General features: G+C 40.7%; 22 protein-coding genes and 1 riboswitch. Of the genes, 15 read left to right on the forward strand and 7 right to left on the reverse strand.

Features of this window, described 5'->3' with window-relative positions:
• Window positions 1–45 precede the first annotated feature (45 nt).
• From ABIE66_RS05585 to ABIE66_RS05595, 3 genes are all read right to left on the reverse strand, one after another.
• Entirely contained in the window at window positions 46–1,377 is a 1,332-nt protein-coding gene (locus ABIE66_RS05585; protein ID WP_370014125.1) for a hemolysin family protein, read from the reverse strand.
• Window positions 1,378–1,656: 279 nt separating this feature from the next.
• Complete coding sequence (locus tag ABIE66_RS05590) at window positions 1,657–2,766, reverse strand: histidine kinase N-terminal domain-containing protein (RefSeq protein ID WP_370014126.1); 1,110 nt, start codon at window positions 2,764–2,766, stop codon at window positions 1,657–1,659.
• A 246-nt stretch (window positions 2,767–3,012) separates the two neighbouring features.
• On the reverse strand, window positions 3,013–3,891 hold the full coding sequence (locus ABIE66_RS05595; RefSeq protein ID WP_289323993.1) for a cation diffusion facilitator family transporter: 879 nt from the start codon (window positions 3,889–3,891) through the stop codon (window positions 3,013–3,015).
• Window positions 3,892–4,144: 253 nt separating this feature from the next.
• Window positions 4,145–4,247: riboswitch (TPP riboswitch) on the forward strand.
• 104 nt (window positions 4,248–4,351) lie between these two features.
• On the opposite strand from ABIE66_RS05595, the gene thiT reads away from it, so the two are divergent.
• On the forward strand, window positions 4,352–4,930 hold the full coding sequence (thiT, locus tag ABIE66_RS05600) for an energy-coupled thiamine transporter ThiT (protein ID WP_353957641.1): 579 nt from the start codon (window positions 4,352–4,354) through the stop codon (window positions 4,928–4,930).
• A gap of 80 nt (window positions 4,931–5,010) precedes the next feature.
• On the opposite strand, the gene ABIE66_RS05605 is transcribed toward thiT, so the two are convergent.
• Window positions 5,011–5,532 carry a universal stress protein gene (locus ABIE66_RS05605; RefSeq protein WP_289323994.1) on the reverse strand — a complete coding sequence of 174 codons (522 nt, stop codon included), beginning with the start codon at window positions 5,530–5,532 and terminating at the stop codon, window positions 5,011–5,013.
• Between the two features lie 336 nt (window positions 5,533–5,868).
• Between ABIE66_RS05605 and ABIE66_RS05610 the strand changes: the two genes are divergently transcribed.
• Window positions 5,869–7,890 carry a transglycosylase domain-containing protein gene (locus ABIE66_RS05610; RefSeq protein ID WP_370014127.1) on the forward strand — a complete coding sequence of 674 codons (2,022 nt, stop codon included), beginning with the start codon at window positions 5,869–5,871 and terminating at the stop codon, window positions 7,888–7,890.
• Between the two features lie 202 nt (window positions 7,891–8,092).
• On the opposite strand, the gene ABIE66_RS05615 is transcribed toward ABIE66_RS05610, so the two are convergent.
• Window positions 8,093–8,401, reverse strand: a complete 309-nt coding sequence (locus ABIE66_RS05615; RefSeq protein ID WP_061461953.1) for a hypothetical protein — start codon at window positions 8,399–8,401, stop codon at window positions 8,093–8,095.
• A gap of 192 nt (window positions 8,402–8,593) precedes the next feature.
• On the opposite strand from ABIE66_RS05615, the gene iadA reads away from it, so the two are divergent.
• The 6 genes from iadA to ABIE66_RS05645 all read left to right on the forward strand — a co-directional run bounded on the left by iadA (window position 8,594) and on the right by ABIE66_RS05645 (window position 16,837).
• On the forward strand, window positions 8,594–9,769 hold the full coding sequence (iadA, locus tag ABIE66_RS05620; protein WP_370014128.1) for a beta-aspartyl-peptidase: 1,176 nt from the start codon (window positions 8,594–8,596) through the stop codon (window positions 9,767–9,769).
• A gap of 549 nt (window positions 9,770–10,318) precedes the next feature.
• Entirely contained in the window at window positions 10,319–11,431 is a 1,113-nt protein-coding gene (pdhA, locus tag ABIE66_RS05625; RefSeq protein ID WP_370014129.1) for a pyruvate dehydrogenase (acetyl-transferring) E1 component subunit alpha, read from the forward strand.
• Window positions 11,431–12,414 (forward strand): alpha-ketoacid dehydrogenase subunit beta, encoded by a 984-nt coding sequence (locus tag ABIE66_RS05630; protein ID WP_289323998.1) that lies wholly within the window; start codon window positions 11,431–11,433, stop codon window positions 12,412–12,414. Before pdhA ends, ABIE66_RS05630 begins: the two co-directional genes overlap by 1 nt.
• Window positions 12,415–12,437: 23 nt before the next feature.
• Window positions 12,438–13,718 (forward strand): dihydrolipoamide acetyltransferase family protein, encoded by a 1,281-nt coding sequence (locus ABIE66_RS05635; RefSeq protein ID WP_370014130.1) that lies wholly within the window; start codon window positions 12,438–12,440, stop codon window positions 13,716–13,718.
• Entirely contained in the window at window positions 13,719–15,143 is a 1,425-nt protein-coding gene (gene lpdA, locus ABIE66_RS05640) for a dihydrolipoyl dehydrogenase (protein ID WP_370014131.1), read from the forward strand.
• Window positions 15,144–15,460: 317 nt separating this feature from the next.
• Window positions 15,461–16,837, forward strand: coding sequence for an amino acid permease (locus ABIE66_RS05645; RefSeq protein ID WP_289324001.1), 1,377 nt, complete (start codon window positions 15,461–15,463; stop codon window positions 16,835–16,837).
• A 96-nt stretch (window positions 16,838–16,933) separates the two neighbouring features.
• Here ABIE66_RS05645 and hisC read toward each other — a convergent pair whose 3' ends face one another.
• Window positions 16,934–18,046, reverse strand: coding sequence for a histidinol-phosphate transaminase (gene hisC / locus ABIE66_RS05650; RefSeq protein WP_289324002.1), 1,113 nt, complete (start codon window positions 18,044–18,046; stop codon window positions 16,934–16,936).
• 173 nt (window positions 18,047–18,219) lie between these two features.
• Here hisC and ABIE66_RS05655 point away from each other — a divergent pair, with 173 nt between their 5' ends.
• Complete coding sequence (locus ABIE66_RS05655; protein WP_289324003.1) at window positions 18,220–18,687, forward strand: Lrp/AsnC family transcriptional regulator; 468 nt, start codon at window positions 18,220–18,222, stop codon at window positions 18,685–18,687.
• A 100-nt stretch (window positions 18,688–18,787) separates the two neighbouring features.
• On the opposite strand, the gene ABIE66_RS05660 is transcribed toward ABIE66_RS05655, so the two are convergent.
• Window positions 18,788–19,186 (reverse strand): carboxymuconolactone decarboxylase family protein, encoded by a 399-nt coding sequence (locus tag ABIE66_RS05660; RefSeq protein WP_370014132.1) that lies wholly within the window; start codon window positions 19,184–19,186, stop codon window positions 18,788–18,790.
• A gap of 118 nt (window positions 19,187–19,304) precedes the next feature.
• Here ABIE66_RS05660 and ABIE66_RS05665 point away from each other — a divergent pair, with 118 nt between their 5' ends.
• From ABIE66_RS05665 to ABIE66_RS05690, 6 genes are all read left to right on the forward strand, one after another.
• A complete protein-coding gene (locus ABIE66_RS05665; protein WP_370016986.1) occupies window positions 19,305–19,733 on the forward strand; it encodes an Lrp/AsnC family transcriptional regulator in 429 nt (142 codons plus the stop codon).
• An 86-nt stretch (window positions 19,734–19,819) separates the two neighbouring features.
• Window positions 19,820–20,098, forward strand: a complete 279-nt coding sequence (locus ABIE66_RS05670; protein ID WP_370014133.1) for a sigma factor — start codon at window positions 19,820–19,822, stop codon at window positions 20,096–20,098.
• A 67-nt stretch (window positions 20,099–20,165) separates the two neighbouring features.
• Entirely contained in the window at window positions 20,166–20,378 is a 213-nt protein-coding gene (locus ABIE66_RS05675; protein WP_370014134.1) for a sigma factor-like helix-turn-helix DNA-binding protein, read from the forward strand.
• A complete protein-coding gene (locus tag ABIE66_RS05680) occupies window positions 20,338–20,676 on the forward strand; it encodes a DUF5345 family protein (RefSeq protein WP_370014136.1) in 339 nt (112 codons plus the stop codon). Before ABIE66_RS05675 ends, ABIE66_RS05680 begins: the two co-directional genes overlap by 41 nt.
• A complete protein-coding gene (locus ABIE66_RS05685) occupies window positions 20,669–20,887 on the forward strand; it encodes a sigma-Y antisigma factor component (RefSeq protein WP_370014138.1) in 219 nt (72 codons plus the stop codon). Before ABIE66_RS05680 ends, ABIE66_RS05685 begins: the two co-directional genes overlap by 8 nt.
• A complete protein-coding gene (locus tag ABIE66_RS05690) occupies window positions 20,868–21,182 on the forward strand; it encodes a YbjQ family protein (RefSeq protein WP_370014139.1) in 315 nt (104 codons plus the stop codon). The genes ABIE66_RS05685 and ABIE66_RS05690 overlap by 20 nt, the downstream gene beginning before the upstream one ends.
• Window positions 21,183–21,408 lie beyond the last annotated feature (226 nt).

Consider the following 21,408-nt stretch of genomic DNA (forward strand, 5'->3'; position numbering starts at 1 on the left):
AAAACAGCCATGTAAAATCACCTTTTACGTGGCTGTTTTTAATTATTATCCTTGGGGAAGGTCTTCTTCCAGAGGAAGCTGTACGACCTTTTTTGTCACCTCGATAGAACGAATGGCGTGATCTTCCATTTCAATCACTTTAAAGCAGAATCCGTCTTTTTCCATGATGTCCCCTACATTCACATCATAATTTTCAGTAAGGACCCATCCGCCTATAGTATCGACATCATCTTCCTCCAAGTGAATGCCAAGTAAATCATTCACTTCCTTTACAAGAAGTTTAGAGTCTAAAATATAGTGTCCATCTTTAATCTTCCTGATCGATGCGACTTCATCGATATCGAATTCATCACGAATTTCCCCAACGATTTCCTCGAGGATATCCTCAACTGTGACAAGTCCTGAAGTACCGCCGTATTCATCCATCAAAATAGCCATATGAATGCGTTCTTTTTGCATTTTCAACAGTAAATCATGAATGGGTATATTTTCCATAACCCGAATGATCGGACGAGTGTAATTTTCAATCGCTTTGATATGGATTTCCCGATTCTTTATAAGATCCGAGAAAACCTCCTTTAAGTTCACTAAGCCGATGACATGGTCTTTATCACCTTCGACAACAGGATATCGAGTGTATTTCTCCATTTTGGCCACATCGACGAATTCCTGTACCGTTTCATCTTTGGATATCGTCATGATTTCTGTCCTTGGTACCATGATTTCTTTGGCAACACGGTCATCGAATTCAAAGATGTTGCTTACATATTTAAATTCGGACTGGTTAATCTCTCCGCTTTTATAGCTATCCGACAGGATGAAACGCAATTCTTCTTCCGTATGGGCTATTTCGCTTTCGGATACAGGTTTGAAGCCAAATAATCCGACAACGAAACGTGAAGAATGGTTCAATACCCAGATGAAGGGAAAGGCAATCTTATGGAAAAAAATCAGCGGGCCGGCAATAGCCAAGGCCACTTGCTCAGCCTTTTGGATGGCAACCGTCTTTGGAGCCAATTCACCTACTACCACATTCAGGAACGTTATCAAGGAAAATGAAATGACAAATGTCAGAATGTTTGTGACTTCTTGAGGGAAATTCAAGGCATTGAATAAAGGTCCAACCAATTTTAGGATAGTCGGTTGTCCTAGCCACCCCAATCCAAGAGCAGTAACGGTTATTCCAAGTTGTGTGGCGGATAGGTATTCATCAAGATCGGATGTAACCTTCTTGGCCGCAATCGCTTTTTTGCTTCCCTCTTCAATCAATTGATCGATCCTGGAGCTGCGGACCCTTATGATCGAAAATTCCGAAGCTACAAAAAAGGCAGTTAAAGCGATTAAAATAATGACTAATAAAAAACTTAATATGTCCAATTAGTGTGGGACTTAATTGAATCGCCTGATGTACCGAACGACTTAATTATCCCAGTCACCTCCCAAAACCAATAATAGATGAAATGATATTAATGTATAAAATTTTAGATGAAAAATAAGATCGATTATCTTGTATGAATATTATGAGGGTTTTATTTTCAATCTATAGGATCATTCACCTCGATTAGTAGTGGAACCTAACTATTAGTATAAGTAACTGGACGTCAATCAGTCAAAAATTTCACACTAAAAACCCATGGAAAAAAGGATATTTATCCATTATTTAGTTTTCAATTGTATGGAAAAGGTCGTTAGGAAATCGGTAGAGTGGCAGGATAAGGTTCCTTGATGTTTTAAAACGATTTCTTTACAGACGAATAGTCCCAATCCCGTTCCTCTTTTTTTTGTGGTGATGAATGGTTCAAAAATGTTCGGCAGGACTTCGTCAGGTATCTTCGGCCCATTGTTGGAAATATTTAAGGTAAGAATGCCGGGTGGTGACTCAGAGCCTGAAATGTAAATGGATGGGGAAGGCATCCCTGCAACCACATCAAGAGCATTTAAAATAATATTAAGTAATACCTGACGGAATTCTTCTTCAGAACCGGAAATTACGGCATCATCGGCGATATTACATGTAATGGAAGCATTTACTTCCAAAATGCTTGGATATAAAAATTCAATGACCTCGTTAACTAGCTTAGCAATGGAAAATAGATCTGGTGGTGATGTTGAAGTTTCCTTTTTGGAAATATTAAGAAATTGTGTAATCCGATAATTGAGCTGATCCAATTCCTTTGAAATGATATCAAGGTATTTTATTTCCGGTTGTTCTGCCTGTAACAATTGTATGAATCCCATTATGGATGTCAGTGGATTTCGGAATTCATGGACAAAGCTCGAGGTCATTTGGCCAAGGAGTGTTAAACGGTCTTTATGGTTTGGGCTTATGAATTGATAGCGTTCTTCAAGTTCCATCGTTTTCAATTCGGTATAATGGGATAATGCAAAATGAATGAGTTTATCGAAGTAAACGTTTACATGCTTGATTCGATCGGATATTTCTTCTTTGGGTGCTTCTGAATTCAAAACGTGCTCAATGATGATGGATCTGCCGATGGTTGCAGTGGAAAAGAAATTTTCCATATCCAATTGCTTATTAACTCGATCAGACGCAATTTTTCCCCCTACGACCTTCAGTACATCGTCTATGTCAGTATCCGATTTTCCAAGCTGATCCATTAGCAGATTAAAGATATTTTCCACTTCTCCTTTAAAATATCCCATATATCCGTCCGGTAAATGCAGCAACTCATCTTTCCATTTGGATATGATACTGCTTTTTTGAGAAGATAAAAAGTGAATGGTCATTTCTCGATTAGATACCATTTTGCCCTCCATACTGTAGGAAAATGAATTTACTTTTGACCCAGAAATTAATGTATTAGAAAAAAATTACAAAATATTAAAATAATTACATCTCGCTTTTATGATAACAGATTAGAGTTCTTTTAACATGTGTCAATTGGATAAATATTCGTCAATCAATCGATAAATACCTTTTTTTGACACAGTTTTATTACAGTGATTACATGAATTAATAATAAAAAAAGGTATCCGTAAAGTTAATGACGGTTACCTTTTTTTATGAAATGCATATGGTTCGATATGAACGATCACATGCTGGATATTATATTCCTTCAAAAGATTCTCTTCGATTTTAACCGTAATATCGTGACCTTGGATGACGGTCAAAAGAGGGTTAACATGAACGGTAGTTTCGAGCAGGATTTCACTTCCGTGCATACGGGCCTTAATTTCACTCATGTCTTTTACACCTTCTGTCAATATAATGGTTTGACCGATCTTTTGCAGGAGCTGCTCGTCGAAACCATCGGTTAAAGAGATGGAGGCATCCCGAAAGATATCCCAGGCCGTTTTGCATATGATGACCCCCACGACTGCTGCAGCTATTGCATCAAGCCAAGGGATTCCCATCTTAGTACCGATGATTCCAATGAAAGCACCAACACTGACAAGGGCATCGGAACGATTATCCTGTGCAACGGCGTAGATGGAAGAGCTGTTGATCTTTTTACTTAATGCTAAGTTATAACGGTAGATTCCGTACATGAAGATTGCAGAGAATAGGGCGACATAACCGGTAAGCATATTGGGAACGGTTGTTGAATCTTGCTGGAAGAAGGATTCTACAGCACTGAATACAACCTGCAGGCCTACGGTGATCATAATGAAGGCAGCTACCAACGAGGCTACGGTTTCCGCCCGTAAATGTCCATATGAATGATTATCATCTGGAGGTCTCTTCGAAATTTTCAAACCAATCAATACGGCTATGGAAGCGATGATATCGGTCGTATTATTTAAACCATCTGCCCAAAGTCCTTTAGAATCACCGAAATAACCAAATGACAATTTAAGGGCAGACAAGAATATGTAAGCGGCAATGCTTATGTAGGCGCCTTTTTCAGCTGAAATCGAATGTTTATCCATGTCCATTCCCTCCCCTATGTAAATTAGGTTTAATAAAGATAACAAAACAAACCTTAGTGAGTCTATAGAAAAATTGTCGTATTTAGCCATCTAACTTGTTTAATTGCAGGTGTATTGAAGGTATGTAAAGAAGTTGGTTATAAGAAAGAATATCGCCATAAAATGGGAATGACAAGTTGTTGACATATACAGTTTCTTTAGTTGTCAATTAAAGAAACTAGTAGTATATTCTAACCGAGGATCGAAAAATAAATACTTCCACAAGGGGAGCCAAAAAGGCTGAGAGTGAACGGTTGAGTTCAGACCCTATGAACCTGATAGTTAGCACTAGCGTAGGGATGTGGTTTTGGATACAAGCAATACTGGGCATCCATTACCGCCCCGGTGTTGCTTTTTTTGCGCAAAATTGGCAGGGGGAACTCATGGACATTTTTTCATTTTTGGAGAAAGGAGTGGCTTGATGAAAAATAAAACGTTATTCATGACAGAGGTCGCCATTTTTGCATCATTGGCTTTATTACTGGATATGGTCTCTGGATTCATTTTTTCAAGAATCTGGCCTCAAGGGGGTTCGATTTCAATAGCCATGGTACCTATTTTTCTGATGGCATATCGTTGGGGCATAAAAGGTGGGATGTTAGCCGGATTGTTACTTGGACTATTGCAGATTGTCAGTGGTACAGCATGGATCGGAACACCGATCCAAGGCTTCATTGATTATTATCTTGCCTTTATGGTTGTCGGGATATCCGGTGTATTCATGAACAAGTTTGTAAACAGCTATAAAGAGGAAAAGCGTTCCAAAGCGAAATTATACGGGATTGGCGGCATGTTTTTGGGAAGTTTCCTGAGGTTTCTATGTCATTTCACTTCTGGAATCGTGTTTTTTGGATCTGCAGCACCAAAAGGACAGCCAGTAGCGGTTTATTCATTCATTTATAATGGGACTTATATGCTGATCAGTTTTATTTTATCGGCCATTGTGGTGATGATGTTATATTCGGCAGCTTCAAATGTATTACTGAAAAAAGCCTATTAACAAAAAAGCCGGATTCTACAAGAATCCGGCTTTTTTCGGAGAATGATCAAACGATACGTACAGGGCGAACTGGCTCAATCTCATTTTGCAATGAATACCGAACAGGGTGCGTTTTTCGCAATTGAACTACTTGTACTTCCAAGAAAGAATTTTTCCAAACCGCTTTTAGAGCTATTGCCGACGACGATGAGGTCGGCCGCAGTTCTTTCTGCATATTCACATATGCTATCTGGCGCATGTCCTTCCAATATCTCGAATTTCCCCTTGACTTGACATTCACTTAGCAATCTCAACGTATTACTTTCTGCGTTCCGAACACTATTCTCGACGGGGGAAGGGGTGTCAATTACCTTTTGTTCTCGCTGTTCAACTTCAACGACGGGATGTGTCTGGACGGGATCGACATAAAATCCTGCAGCGGGTACAAATCCAGGAGCTGTGACGTTTCCCATGATACTCTGTTCAACCTTATCACTTAGGACATGGACTACGGTCAGCTCAGCTTCAGGAAAGGCCTGTTTGATTGTTGCTCCATATTCCACGGCCCGTGTACTCTCTTCATTTCCATCAAAAGCGACGACAATATTTTTTATGTCTTTCATAATTTCACTCTCCCATTTATAAGTCTTTAAAGTGTTATACCCACTTTTAAATGGCTTCACGCCTTTAATTGGTATATAGATCGCCAATTACGGGGAAAGGATAGATACGGGCATTGTTAAAATGGTAGGATGAAATCCTGGTCCTTCAATTAGTTGGCGTGCTTTATTTTTCATTCGGAAGGAATATCATCAGCAAGGAAGCCGGTACACGAGTATAGTGCTAAAAGAAAAGGCGACTGAACTGTGGCCTTTTAGTCAATCGACGAGTTTTCTTTAATAAAAAGGGTAAAATATTTTTAATGAAACATGTCGCAGATGGGAAAATGGGGGTACAAAATGAGAGGGTTAGTGAAATTAGTTCTAATTATAATATTGGCGATTGTGGTTTTAGGCGCCGGTTCACTCTTGTATTTCAGGCAGGGTGCAGATATAAGCCATCTTGAAAATAATCTTCAGCAACCGACAGGAATCTATGATCTGGATGGGAATCTTGCCAGTACGATCACGGCAAATAAATCCGAAGGTGTTGCGATAGATGAAATACCGGAACATATGAAACAAGCGGTGGTTTCCATTGAGGATCACCGTTTTTATAAACATCACGGTATAGATTATCAAGGGATCTTGCGAGCCTTGGTTAAAAATGCGAAGGCTGGAAGTGTTGTTGAAGGCGGGAGCACGCTCACCCAGCAGCTTGTGAAAATCACGATGCTGGAATCGGATCGAACATTGAAGAGGAAGATAGGAGAGTTTTTTCTAGCCCAGGAAGTTGAAAATCAATATACGAAAGATGAAATTCTGGAAATGTATTTGAATCAAGTTTATTTTGGCCATGGGGCATGGGGAATCAAAAAAGCTGCAAATATTTATTTTTCCAAAGAGGTCTCTGAATTGACCGTTGCCGAGGGAGCTTTGCTGGCGGGTGTCATTAATCTACCATCCAAACTTGATCCATATAAGAATTTGGACGGAGCATTGAAGCGGCGTGATTTGGTTCTTTCCAGAATGGCGGAACATGGTTATTTGACGAAAGATGAAGAAGCAGCCGCAAAAAAAGATTCGGTGACACTTCTTATGGGGGAGAAGGAAACCGATCCATTAAGAGGTAAGTATCCTTATTATGTTGATCATGTTTTATCGGAAGCATCGAGTAAATATGGAATTAAGCTTGAGGAACTGCTTTCAAAGGGCTATAAAATTTACACTACACTGGATCAATCCATGCAGCAGGCTACAGAATCCGTGTATGCGAATGAAGCCAATTTTCCAGTTGGAACGAGTACAGAGGAAATGGTTCAAAGTGGGTCAGTCCTCCTTGATCCTGAAACGGGCGGCATAAAGGCACTAGTCGGTGGGAGAGGTGAGCATCAATTCATGGGATATAACCGGGCAACCCAGCTGTCAAGATCTCCGGGTTCATCCATTAAACCACTTGTCGTTTACACTCCAGCGGTTGAGGAGGGATACGATATCACTGACCCTTTAAAGGATGAAAAAATGAGCTTCGGTGAATATGAGCCAACAAACCTGAGCGGTGAATACAAAGGAGAAGTACCCATGTATGAAGCGGTGATGAATTCCTTGAATGTACCAACGGTTTGGCTATTGAATGAGATTGGCATAGATAAGGGGCTGGATTCACTTGAGCGGTTTGGGATTCCGTATGACAAGGATGATCGAAATCTGTCGCTAGCTCTAGGAGGGATGAGGAAAGGTGTGTCCCCGCTGCAGATGGCAGGAGCCTTTTCAGCATTTGCCAACGATGGGGAAAGGGAGGAAACTCATGCCATTGTAAGAATAGAAAATAACGATGGAAAAGAGGTAGGGGCCTGGAAAGAGAAAAGCACCAAAGTAACCTCTAAAAGCGTCGTCGATAAAATGAATGCGATGCTGCTTGGTACAGTGGAATATGGCACAGCTAAAAACGCGGCTGTTTCCGGTTATGAAATAGCAGGCAAAACAGGTTCCACACAAGTGCCCATCGAAGGGATTTCAGGGGTTAAAGATCAATGGTTCATCGGTTATTCACCTTCACTGGTCGGTGCTGTATGGGCTGGATATGATAAGACGGATGAAAAAAATTACCTAACGACACACAGCAGTCAGGGAAGTGCACTCATCTTTCAAAAAATAATGTCGAAAGCTCTACAGAATCAAGCGGCTCAATCCTTTAAAGCTCAAGATATCGGACCGCTAATAGCTGAACAACAGGCACTTATAGCTGAGCAACAGGCAAAGGAAGAAGAGGAGCAACAAACAAAGGAAGAAGAGGAGCAAAGGAAGCAATATTGGATTGATAAAGGAAAGGAAATTCGGGATGGTTTGAATAAATGGAGGGATTGGGAGGTGCCGTGGTAATTTTTCTGAAAAGGGAGTATGGAACACACGCTCTTTCCAATAAAAATCTACACAAAAAAAGACTGTCAATTATTTGACAGTCTTTCATCATTCTTAAAAAATAAGATTTGCTATTATGCCGATTACGACGATTGCGCCTATCACCATTAAAATGGTTCTCATTCTATTCACCCTCTTCTTATCCTGAAATTGTTGGAATCATTTAAATGTTAACGGTTTGGTTCGATTGGAAACCAAATGCACTTTCATCATTTTCTTTACAAATAGCCTGTACTTTTTCGAGCATGGCATGTACATTTTCGCCTTCGAGTATGACTTTCATGGTTGCACATTCTTGAAGAATGAGCACAAAGGATACAAAAGTTGAAAGTTTCTTGGCATCGACCAATTTATGGTTGCAGATAAAATATATATTCCCTTTAAATTCTTTCGTAACTTGATATAGGTTCATGATTTGTCGCATGGATAATCTTTTATTTGTTTTAATGTCAGAAGAAATCACTTTATTCATGTCGTTTACTCCTTTATGTTTTTATACTTTTGGAAAAGCATAATCAAGATGTCAATTCAGCTACAATTTTTAAAATCGAACAAGTATGTTTGGTCTTTTTTATGTAATTGTTAGCGGGTCATGTTGTATATTTACCCGTATAAATGATTTTGAAACCTATTTGAAAATTTCAATTTTTGAAGGGAGAAGGCAATGCTCACACTAATTAAAAATGGGGAGATTTATGGCCCGGAATATATGGGACCAAAAGATATCCTCTTGGTTGGAAGGCAAATTGGCTTCATTGAGGACAAGATTGATGTACCTGCCAATTTCGTTGAATTGGAAGTGATTGATGCGAGTGGTCAAGTCGTGGTTCCGGGTTTTATAGATGCTCACGTACATATTATCGGCGGAGGCGGTGAAGGAGGATTCAAGACGAGGACACCTGAAATACAATTAACGGATGCCACGTTAGCGGGTATAACGACATTGGTAGGGGTCATCGGAACAGATGGTACGACAAGGACGATGCCAGCTCTGCTTGCTAAAGCCAGGGCGCTTGAAGAAGAAGGAATTAGCTGCTTTGTTCAGACAGGTTCATATCAAGTTCCAGTCAAGACGTTAACCGGCAAGATTGAAGATGATTTGATTCTAGTGGATAAAATTATCGGTGTGGGCGAAATCGCCATTGCCGATCATCGTTCTTCGCAGCCGACTGCAGCTGAACTTGCTAAACTAGCCTCTCAGGCGCGTAATGGAGGTCTGTTGTCCGGGAAAAGCGGTATCGTCAACATTCATGTCGGCGATAGTCGAGATCATTTGCAGGTAATTGAAGAAGTTGTCGAGACAACGGAAATACCGATCACTCAGTTTTACCCTACACATATAAATCGAAATCCGCATTTATTCAAAGCGGGGATGGAATATGCAAAAAAAGGGGGGTATATTGATTTTACGACAAGTACAATCAAGAAGTTCCTTGAAGAAGGGGAGGTCAAAGCAAGTACAGCAATAAAAAGGGCACTGAAAGAAGGTGTTGAAATCGGGCAGATCACTTTAACTTCAGATGGACAAGCAAGCCTGCCAGACTTCGATGGCAGCGGTAACCTGCGCGGATTAAACATTGGTACATGCATGTCCTTATATGATTCTGTTGTCGATGCGGTCCTTGAGGATGGAGTGGCAATTGCCGATGCCGTACGAGTTGTGACGGAAAATCCGGCAAATATTTTAAAACTCTCTAAAAAGGGACAGCTTGCGGTAGGTAAAGACGCCGATCTGATAATAATGAAGAAACAAACTTTAGAAATAAATAGTGTCATCGCGATGGGACAGATCATGGTCAAAGATGGTGAAGCGGTCGTGAAAGGAACATTTGAAAAATAGATCTTTCTAATATCCGTAAGCAGGAAAAGGAAATGAAACTAAATTGGTGCGGTAATCCGCAAAAACATAATGGATTACGCTTATGGTAGCTGCTGTTTTCCTGTGGTTGCAAGACATCCAACAATCATGAAATGAAAAAAGACCCATAAATATATAATGGGTCTTTTTGGACTGGATACTGATTTGTTGCATTTTGAATCCTCTGCAAGCGAATGGGTGACCTGAATCAATCGAAGCAAGTCCAACAATTTGTCGGTAACCTGGTGATTTTATATAAATTTTTTCCATTAATGGTGCTTAATTTCAAAATGAAGGTGAGGTATGAGAAAACACATTCTAAATAAAGGTAATATCCGAAAAATTCATTCTATTTAACATATTATTAAAATCTTGGATGTATTATCCTTTTATATAAGCAAATGTAGGTTATGAAACATTATATATTCACAGACATAAAAGACCAATGAAAACATTTTGGGCTGTTATTTCATGACTGTTCAAAACCTTGGTAAGTTTGCGAAACAAATCTATCTTAAGGGGAGAAGTGAAATGGAAAAGACGGGAAACCCAATAATGAAAGCGCATTCAAGTGGAGTTGAGCCGGAAATGTTTCGAGTATTGACTCCTGATGGGGAAATCATTGAAACGATAGATGGAAAAATCGATAAATCACTGATGTTAAAGATGTATGAAAGCATGCTCCTGCTCAGAACATTTGACCGAAAATCAATTAATCTCCAGCGCCAAGGCAGGATTGGAACTTATGCACCTTTCGAAGGACAGGAAGCATCCCAGGTAGGAAGCGCTTTAGCATTGTCGGCAGGGGATTGGATGTTTCCCACATACCGTGATCATGGAGCGGCAATCATTCATGGTCAGGAATTATACCGGGTTTTCCTATACTGGATGGCGCATTTTGATGGTTCGATTTGTCCAGAAGGCAAAAGGATATTGCCCCCAAGTGTTCCCATTGCCACTCAAATGGTTCATGCGGTTGGAACGGCTTGGGCAAGTAAGATTAAAGGCGAACAGAATGTTAGCATTGCTTATTTTGGTGATGGAGCCACTTCTGAAGGGGACTTTCATGAGGCACTGAATTTTGCTGGCGTTTATAAAACCCCAACAATCTTTTTCTGCCAAAATAATGGCTACGCTATCAGTGTGCCTTTTGAAAAGCAATCGGCATCTAAAACCATATCCCAAAGGGCTGCCGCTTATGACATCCATGGGGTGCGAGTGGATGGAAATGATATTTTCGCAGTATGGCTGACTGTAAAGGAGGCTGTCGAAAGAGCGCATAAAGGGGAAGGACCTACTTTAATCGAAGCTGTTACCTTTCGCTATGGCGCCCATACTACTGCAGACAATCCGAACATATATCGCGATCAGGAGGAAATTTCAACCTACTGGAGGGAGAACCGGGATCCGATAACACGTCTTAGTAAGTATTTGAATAAAGAGGGTTACTGGAATGAAGAGCAGGAAGAATTGGCGTTAAAACAATTCAACGAACTGATTGATGCTCACCTTCAAAAAGCCGAAGGGTATCCGAAATCCGACCCGCTCGAAATGTTTAACCATGTATATGCCGAGGAGTCGTGGCATCTAAAGGAACAGAAGCAGGAATTGAACCAAATCTTAAGGAAAGGCGGGAAGAAATAATGGGCAAAAATTTAACGATGCTCCAGGCTATTACGGAAGCGCTGGACCAAATGCTGGGTCATGATGATCGCGTGATGATCTTGGGTGAGGATATTGGAGTGAATGGCGGAGTTTTCCGATCGACGGAAGGGCTTTATGAGAAGTATGGAAAAGATCGAGTTGTGGATACGCCATTAGCTGAATCCGGAATCATCGGCTCTGCCATTGGTTTAGCCCTTAACGGAATGCTGCCTATAGTGGAGATCCAGTTTCTCGCCTTTATTTACCCGGGTTTCGAGCAACTCGTTTCCCATGCTGCCCGTATGAGGTATCGTACTCGTGGGCAATTTGGGGTGCCCCTCGTAATCCGTACACCATATGGTGCCGGAATCAGGGGGCCTGAACTTCATTCCGAAAGTGTCGAAACCTTCTTTGCCCATACTCCGGGTTTAAAGGTGGTTGCACCCAGTAATCCATATGACGCAAAAGGGCTGCTCATTTCAGCGCTCGAAGATCCTGATCCAGTGATTTTTTTGGAACCGACCAAATTGTATCGGGCTTTTAAGGAAGAAGTTCCCGACGAAATGTACCGAATACCAATAGGTCAAGCAAAAGTGGTCCAGGAGGGAAGTGACCTGACCATTTTTGCATGGGGGTCCATGTTGAGGGAGGCATTGAATGCCGCGAAAAAGATTGAAGATGAAAAAGGCTGGAAGTGTGAAGTGGTCGATCTTCGAACACTATACCCTTTAGATAGGGATACGATCGTGCAATCCATTAAAAAGACTGGTCGTGCATTAATCGTCCATGAAGCCCACAAGACTGCCGGATTAGGTGCGGAGATTATCTCCATCATTAATGATGAAGCCCTTATTTACCTGAAAGCTCCGATTAAGCGTGTAACAGGATTTGATGTACCGGTTCCGCCGTTTACAATAGAAGATCATTATTTACCGACTGTTGACCGTGTAAAACAAGGAATAGTCGAAACGATATCATTTTAATTGATGATTAAGGAGGAAGACGCATGTTGGAATTCAAACTTCCTGATGTAGGGGAAGGGATGCATGAAGGGGAAATTATCCAATGGCTCATCAAAGAAGGGGATGCGGTAACACAGGACCAACCCATTGTTGAAGTGCAAACGGATAAAGTCAATGCGGAGTTGACTGCTCCCGCAGCGGGAGTGGTCAAGAAGATATTTTTTTCCGAAGGGGATATCGTGGAAGTGGGAACCACCATATTCACCATTCAAGTAGAAAACGGTATGCCTGCTCCGGAAACAGACATGGGTGAAGAAGAAATCCAGGCCGCGCAATCAGGTGATGTAAAAGTAAATGCAGGACATATAACAAGCAAGCCGCATCTTGAGGCAGTGCGTGTGTTGGCTACCCCATTCGTGCGTCAAATGGCGAGGGAAATGAAGATTGATATCGAGCAGGTTAAGGGCTCCGGTCCTGCAGGGCGAATTACCGAAAGTGACTTGAAGCAGTTTAAAGAAAATCATTCGATTACACGGGAAAATGTCTATAATAACGATAACAAGATTCTTCAAGATAAGGCCACAATGAAGAATGCCGACAGGGCAAAGGGATTGGAAAATGAGTGGGAAGAGCGGATTCTACTTAAGGGCATTCGTAAAAAAATCGCTGAACATATGGTAAAGTCGGTTTCGACCATTCCTCATGTAACCCATGTAGATGAATTGGAAATGGACCGATTGAAGGAATTTAAAAATCAATTAAAGGCGTATTCCGATGTTAAGGATATTAAATTGACTTTTTTACCATTTTTCGTTAAAGCGATTGTCATTGCCTTAAAGGAGTTTAAAACTTTAAACGCTTCAATTGATGAAAAGACCAATGAAATCATCCTGAAAAATTATTATCATATTGGGATTGCAACAAATACAAAAGAGGGTCTCATTGTTCCTGTCATAAAACATGCAGATCAAAAAACCATTTTCCAACTGGCTGATGAAATCAGGAAATTGGCAACCCAAGCCAGGGAAGGGAAGTTGAGCATAGATCAAATCACAGGCAGCACATTTACCATAAGCAATGTTGGACCGATCGGAGGGTTGCATGCCACCCCGATCATTAACTATCCGGAAGCGGCAATATTGGCGTTGCATAAAATGGAACACCGCATGGTCGTTCGCGATTTGGAAGGTGTTATCCGTTTAATGATGAATATGTCTTTATCTTTCGATCATCGTTTAATTGATGGTGTAACAGCGGTACATTTTACAAACAGGATCAAGGAACTGCTGGAAAATCCAATTCGTTTAGTTGTGGAGATGAGATAAATGGTAGTAGGGGAAGTTGCTGTAGAGACGGATATTATCATCATGGGGGGAGGTCCGGGGGGATATGCTGCGGCTATCCGTCTCGGACAGTTAGGGAAATCGGTCGTGCTGGTTGAAAGGGATAGGCTGGGCGGGGTTTGCCTAAATCGGGGCTGTATTCCTTCGAAGGCTTTAATTCACGCAGCTAATCAGTACCAAAGGCTTAACGATTTAGGGAAAATGGGTATCAGACTTTCTCAAGAAAGAACCACAATGGACTTGGGAATTTGGCAGGATTGGAAAGAGGGCATCACTTCCCAGTTGAACCAAGGTATTGCCCATTTGTGTAAAGAAAATGGAGTGACGGTGGTTAAAGGTCAAGCAACCTTTTTATCTGATGACCGCATCGGAGTCGAAACCGATGGCGATTTTGAAACCTACAAGTTTGAACAGGCAATTATTGCGACGGGGTCCAGACCTTACATTCCATCATTCATTAAGGTCGATGGAGAATATATTTTGGATTCAACAGCATCTTTGCTGCTGCAGGAAGTCCCATCCAGCTTGTCGATCATCGGCGGAGGCTATATCGGAATCGAATTGGGTATGGCCTTTGCCAAGTTAGGTACTAAAGTGACCATCATTGAGATGGCTAGCCGCATTCTCCCCCAGGTTGCCGAAAACCTGGTCAAGGAAGTTACCCGTAATGCCAAGAAGCTGGGGATGAACATTAAAACATCCTCGAAGGTAGAAAAGGCGAGTGTAGTGGATGGTCATGTACACCTTCAGATTTCCTCGAAAAAACAGGGGTCGGAAGTGGTCGTGAGCGAAAAGACCCTGGTTACGATTGGCAGGATTCCTAACACTGAAGAGATTGGCCTGAATCGGGCTGGCGTTACGGTTGGCGAAAAAGGCTATATAGCTGTAGATATGGAATGCCGTACAAATGTGCCGCATATCTTTGCCATCGGAGACATTACACCTGGTCCAGCTCTTGCCCATCGAGCGTCCAAACAGGGAATCGTGGCAGCTGAAGTAATAGGGGGGTTGCCAAGTGCGATTGACTCTCCTTATGTCCCCTATGTGATTTTCTCGGAACCACAAATAGCAGGGGTTGGTTTAAGCCGTGAAGAAGCTGAACAACAGGGATACAGCGTCAAGACCGGGAAATTCCCATTCAGTGCCAACGGAAGGGCACTTGCAATGGATGAAACAGAGGGATTTGCTGAAGTGATCGTGGATGCAGAAAGCCACATATTGCTTGGGATGCATATGGTTGGTGCAGATGCTTCCAACCTTATAGGTGAAGGGGTCCTCGCCCTTGAGCTGGCGGCTCGGGTCGAAGATATAGCCCTCAGCGTGCACCCTCATCCAACCTTGGCTGAGGGATGGATGGAAGCGGCGGAGGCAGTTTTGGGACATGCGATTCACATTGTAAATAAATAGGATAACCGGTAATTGGTGGGGATTACCGATGTAGTCCCCGATTAGATTGGTTTATTTTAATGGAGTTAGAAACCTAGTCATTGGTCCGCCCTAAGTCAAAGCAGTAATAGACTGTAATGATTCCTCTTGTAAAACTAATGGTATATTGATATCATTTTTACTTTGGTGAGGTATGAGAAAATTTTTCAAAAAGGCTTTGCACCCTTTCACTCCTGAACCATAACGGTTGATGAGATAATTTATCTATTCGCCATTCAACGATTGAAATGAGTTGGATTTATTATACGAGAAATTATGGAATAAAGGAGGCAAATGTAATGGAATCAAATGGCGGATCACTGCAAAAGAGATTGTTGCCGCGGCATATCAGCATGATGGCAATGGGAGGGGCAATAGGTACTGGAATTTTTAAAGGAAGTTCCGAAACCATATCATTAGCAGGACCAGGAGTCATTTTCACTTATATGTTTGCAGGATTATTACTTCTTGTAGTCATGGGAGCTATAGCGGAAATGGCAATCGTCTATCCAAATACGAATATGAAAGGTTTCATTCAGAAAGCATTTGGAAAGCGAAGTTCCTTCATCATAGGTTGGATGTATTGTTTCATGTGGCTGTCCGTTTGTGTCATTGAGGTAGTGGTGGCAGGCAGCTTCTTGCAGTATTGGCTCCCGGCAATCCCACTATGGATATTAAGTTTAGGGTGTGCTGCTTTGATCATCGGGGTCAACATGATGAATGTTAAACATTATGGCGAATTCGAATTTTGGTTTGCTGGCATTAAAATTACAATGATCATCGTATTCATTATCTTGGGAGCCTGTATTTTATTTGGGGTCATCCCAAGCGGCGGATCAAATTATCTACAAAACTTCACAGGGCACGGAGGGTTTTTCCCAAATGGGTGGATGTCAATCTTTTCAGCATTACTGATCGTCATGTTCTCATATGGCGGCTCTGAGTTAATCGGGGTGACGGTAACGGAAGCGAAGGATGCAGAACGCATTTTACCGAAGGTCATTAAAAGCTATATTTGGAGAGTCGTATTATTTTTCACCTTACCGATCCTTATAATCTGCGGTCTGATTCCTTGGAACGAAATTAGCGACCAGGCAAGTCCATTCGTACAAGTATTATCAATGTCCGGTTTTCAGGGATCTGCACACATCATGAACTTCATTTTAATTACGGCCGTATTATCTGCTGCTAACTCTGGAATATATGGGTGTACTCGGATGCTGCATTCTTTAGCTGCAGAAGGGGAAGCTCCAAAGTCGTTCTCTTATGTATCGAAAAATGGAGTTCCATTGTATAGTTTAATACTAAGTGCCGTTGTATTGGTCGTCGGCTCCATGATTACCTACGTTGCCCAGGACAAGGCATTTACTCTATTAATGGCGTTTCCGGGTTTTGTGGTATCACTTGTATGGATCAGCATCTGTTTAGCGCAGCTAAAACTTCGCAATTCATACCCTAAAGCTCCGAGTTTTAAATTATGGGGCTTTCCATATGTAACATTATTTGCTGTAATCACCTTAAGCTTAATTTGTGTCATGTTCGTGTTTAGTGAACAGAACCGAATCAGTATCATTGCTTGCCTTATTGTGCTGGCTGCATTAATCTCGATTTCGATCTTCAAATTTAAAAATGGGGATGAACAGGAAACGACCATAATCGAAAAGGAATCTTGTTAAATAAATTCACGTCAAAGATACGACATGGGCAAAGGCGTCTATGTCGTATCTTTCATGTTTTAATAATTACAATCAAGCTGCAACTTCATTGATAGTTCAAGTAGTGGATATTTTATTGATTACATGTTGTAAGGAGGTTATGAATCTTTCATTTTCAAGTGGGGTGCCGATGGTCACGCGGATAGTATTTTCATAGCCTAACAAATGACCGGAACGGATGATGACACCTTGAATTAATAGCTTCTCAAAAACGTCCCTGCCAGGATGGTTCAGTTTGACCATCAAGAAGTTGGCATGTGAAGGGAAGAAAGCTAATCCCATCTCGCGTAGTTCGTTTTCTAAATATCTTCTTCCTTCTGCATTTTTACGGGCGCATTGCTCTACAAATGTATGGTCGTCGAGGGAAGCGAAGGCCGCAGCCTGTGCTAAACGATTCGTATTGAAGGGTTCTTTCACTTTAACTAGCTCTTGTATGATGGAAGCATCCATTAAACCATATCCAATCCTTAATGCAGCCAATCCATAAATCTTTGAAAAAGTGCGTAAGATGACCAGATTTAAATGATTATTTAGCAGTGGCAAAGTTTCTAAATATTCTGCATCGTCGACATACTCATAATAGGCTTCATCAACGATCAGTAAAATATGTTTCGGCACCTTCTCGATAAAAGATCTTAACTTTTCTTTTTGAACGATCGTTCCTGTCGGATTATTGGGATTACAGACAAATATCATTCTTGTCTTTTCAGTTATGGCATCGTACATACCCTGCAGGTCATGTGCACCATTAATAAGAGGTATCTTTATAGATGTGCCGCCATCTATCACTACATTCGTTTCATAGCGAGGGAAAGTAACATCAGCCATGATGACTTCATCATTTTGTTGAATGTAGGTTCTTGTTAACAAACGTATTACCTCATCAGATCCATTGCCTAAGATGATATGGTCTTGATCGATATTCAATTTCCTTGCCAACTTCTCAGTTAATGACGGTGCCATACCTTCAGGATAAAAGGAGGTTTGCTCCATTTCGATAATCATGGCTTCTTTTGCCAGAGTTGAGCAACCGAATGGATTCTCATTGGATGCCAATTTAACGATCGTTTCAAGTCCTAGTTCGCGTTGCACTTCTTCAATTGGCTTACCGGAAACATATGGGCTGATGTCTTCGATGTTTTTTCGAACCGGGATTTTCGTATAGGTCAATGCAGGTTCCTCCCTTTGGTAAATTCTGAATTTTCTTTATCTATTTGATTATTTTAATGATAGAATATTAACTGTTAAAATTACATACAAAAAAGAATGTATTTTTCGCTTTCCATACAACATTTTAAAGAAATATAAGCTTATATTCCTTCATTATGAAAGGCGGTTGCTTCATGGATGAAATAGATGTCAGGTTACTGGAACTTTTACAAATGAATGGACGCATTACGATTAGTGAACTATCGAAGAAATTGGCTCTCAGTCGACCAAGCATTTCTGAACGTATGTATCGCCTGCAAGAAAAGGGGATCATTGAGGGTTTCAGCGCAAGGGTTTCACCATTGGCAATAGGCAGAGGTGTACTTGTGTTCATTCAAGTCAGTGAACTTAAGGTTGCTGTTTCCGATTTTGAGCAATTAGTGAAAAATGATTTAGACATTATCGAGTGCCATCGTGTAACAGGAACAGTTGGATATTTTTTGAAAGCGGCTCTAGCTGATATGGACAGCATGAGATTACTAATAGATCGATTAATACCTTATGGACATCTGAATACTTCCATAGTTTTGACATCTCCGGTACCTTCCCGCTCCATTCTTCCAAGGGTCAATGAAATGGAGGATCATGGTGCGAAATCATAGCTGGAATTTCAACTGATGCCGGTAAATGGGTTCGGACGGTTGAAAGGTTCATAGTTTTTTAAAAAAGGAACGAGGCGAGATGCCTGTTCCTTTTTTGGCGTTATTTTAAATCCATCAAAGCACCGAAATATTGCTGGGCCGTTGTAAAACAAATGAATGCCAATAGTTCAGAAATCTCTTCATCACTGAATGCCTCCTTCAATACTTGGAAAAACTTTTCCTCCGTTTTTTCACGTTGAATGAGGAATACTTCCGCAAAGGCGATTGCATAGCTTTCTTTCGTTTCTTCCGGCTTTAAATGAATCCCTTTGGCCTGACAGTATGAACAGCCATTACCGTATGCCAACACCCTTCTGACGTTTTCCTTTAACTTCTTCGAAAGTAACCCATCTGCAGATACGCAATCTGAGAGGTCCGACCATTTATGCGAAATAACTTCTGAATGAAATAACCTTTGAAACGGACTGGATCCAAGCGATGATTTTTTTATTCTTGTCATGAACATCTCCCCTTTGAGATAATCCTAATATAAAAAAACAGGAATATTAATTCCGTTTGTAAAGTATTTCGGTTGAATAATGAATAAATATAAAGAAAAGAAGGGGAATGATTTTAAAATGAAAATAGATGAAAAAGACCAAAGCATCCTTGCTGAATTAAGGTTGAATAGCCGGATTTCCATGAGGGAGTTGGCAAAGAAAGTAAACCTCTTCGCCCCTACCGTTACAGAACGGGTACGGCAAATGGAGTCATTCGGGATCATTAAAGGGTATGTTGCCGAGATTGATCATAAAAAGATCGGTTTTCCTATTGAGTGCATCGTGGAAGCAACGATAAAAAATGGGGAATATGAGAAATTCAAAAAGTATATCTCCAAGCTACCGAATGTTGACTTTTGTTATCGAATTGCCGGGCAGGCTTGCTTTATGCTGAAAATCCACAGTGAGAGCCTTGAAGAAGTGGAGGAATTCATCAATCGGACAATCCCTTTTGCGGCAACTATTACACATGTAATTCTTTCTGAGGTAAAGATAAGTCAGGAATAAAGAAATTTTTATTTCCCGTGAACGATATCATCAACTTAAACGTCAAATAAGTATAAAGGTTACGGATATGAGAGTGGTGATAATAAATGGATGAAAGAGATCTGGTTAAAGCCTCAAAAAAGGGAGATGATGGAGCGTTGGCTGCATTGTTTCAAGGTTCCTATCCTTTTCTGCTTAAATATCTACTGAAGTTGACCTTTAATCTCGAAAATGCTGAAGATTTAGCTCAGGAGACTTATTCGAAAGCAATTGAGAATCTTTCAAGGTTTAAGGGGGCGTCGAAGTTTTCCACATGGCTGATTCCTTTGCAACCCATTTATATTTGGATCAGAAACGGAAACAGAAGCGAGAATTCACCTGGTTAAACAAGAGAAGACAGTACGAAAACTGAAATGGGAAACACAAAACAATAACCAAGCTTGGGATGATGTCATGGAGGCGTTGGGTCATCTAAAGGCTGATTTTCGTGTACCAATCATTTTGAAGCATTACTATGGTTTTTCTTATGAAGAAATAGCGAGGATAGTCAAAGTTCCGGAAGGTACAGTGAAATCACGTGTCCATAAAGGTATAAAAACAGTAAGAAAGGAGTTGAACCCGGTTAATGAAGAACCATCCAATTTATCCAAACCACTCAGGCAATGATGATCAAGAAACAATCATCCAAATAAATAGGAGCCTGGAAAATTTTGATGATGCTTTTACAGTTGATATCCCTAAAGGAGCTTATTTTGAACAAAAAGTTAAGATGCAACGTGAAAAACTCAAAAAAAAATGGTTGAAAGAACTTTTTATATTTACTGTAACCGCTGCAGTCATTCTAGGTTTTATGGTTATTTCCCTATTCCATCAACCAGAAGTGTTTCTGACGATCCAAGTGATGACCGTGATTTTCATTGGTTTTTATACGTTTTATGTGAAAAGGAAGGTGAGTCATGAGTAGCCTTGAAATATATGCATTAATCGTGTGCGGGTTGATTTTATTGACCCAAAGCATTTATTTATTTATCGATGCCAGGAAGAATGGCTTCAACCAATGGATATGGGGTATTTTAGGTTTGATTCAAGCCCCGGTTCCATTAATTTTTTATTTGATAATAAAAAGAATAAGAAAAAAGGAAGAGGATGAGCTGTATGATTATCGTGACTACTAATACCGTCCCTGGTAAAGAAATTAAGGAACTGAAGGGACTTGTTAAGGGAAACTGTGTTCAATCGAAGCATATTGGAAAAGATATTCTCGCGGGATTACGGACAATTGTCGGCGGTGAAATTACTGAGTATACAGAAATGATGAAGGAAGCCAGACAAAAAGCAATTGGCAGGATGGTCGATGAAGCGAAAGGAAAAGGGGCGAACGCAATCGTCGCAATGCGTCTGGAAACCTCTGCGATCATGCAAAACACTTGTGAAATCATTGCTTACGGCACGGCAGTTCATGTTGAATGACTTCATGTTTATTTCATATTCTATTGATATAGGTCTTTGAATCAGCTTTTTTTGTAACCCTTATTTTAATGAACTTCCCACTATTCAGTAAATCTTTTTAAATGGGCAGTAGATCCCTAACTGGAATTTTAAATAAACTCAGCGGGACAATGCTACAGGCAACAAGGGAACATTCGGAATTTTATAGAGATTATTATTTACCTTAAGGTTATCGCCAATTGAACTT

Source organism: Peribacillus sp. B2I2 (assembly GCF_041261685.1).
Taxonomy (GTDB): Bacteria; Bacillota; Bacilli; order Bacillales; family DSM-1321; genus Peribacillus.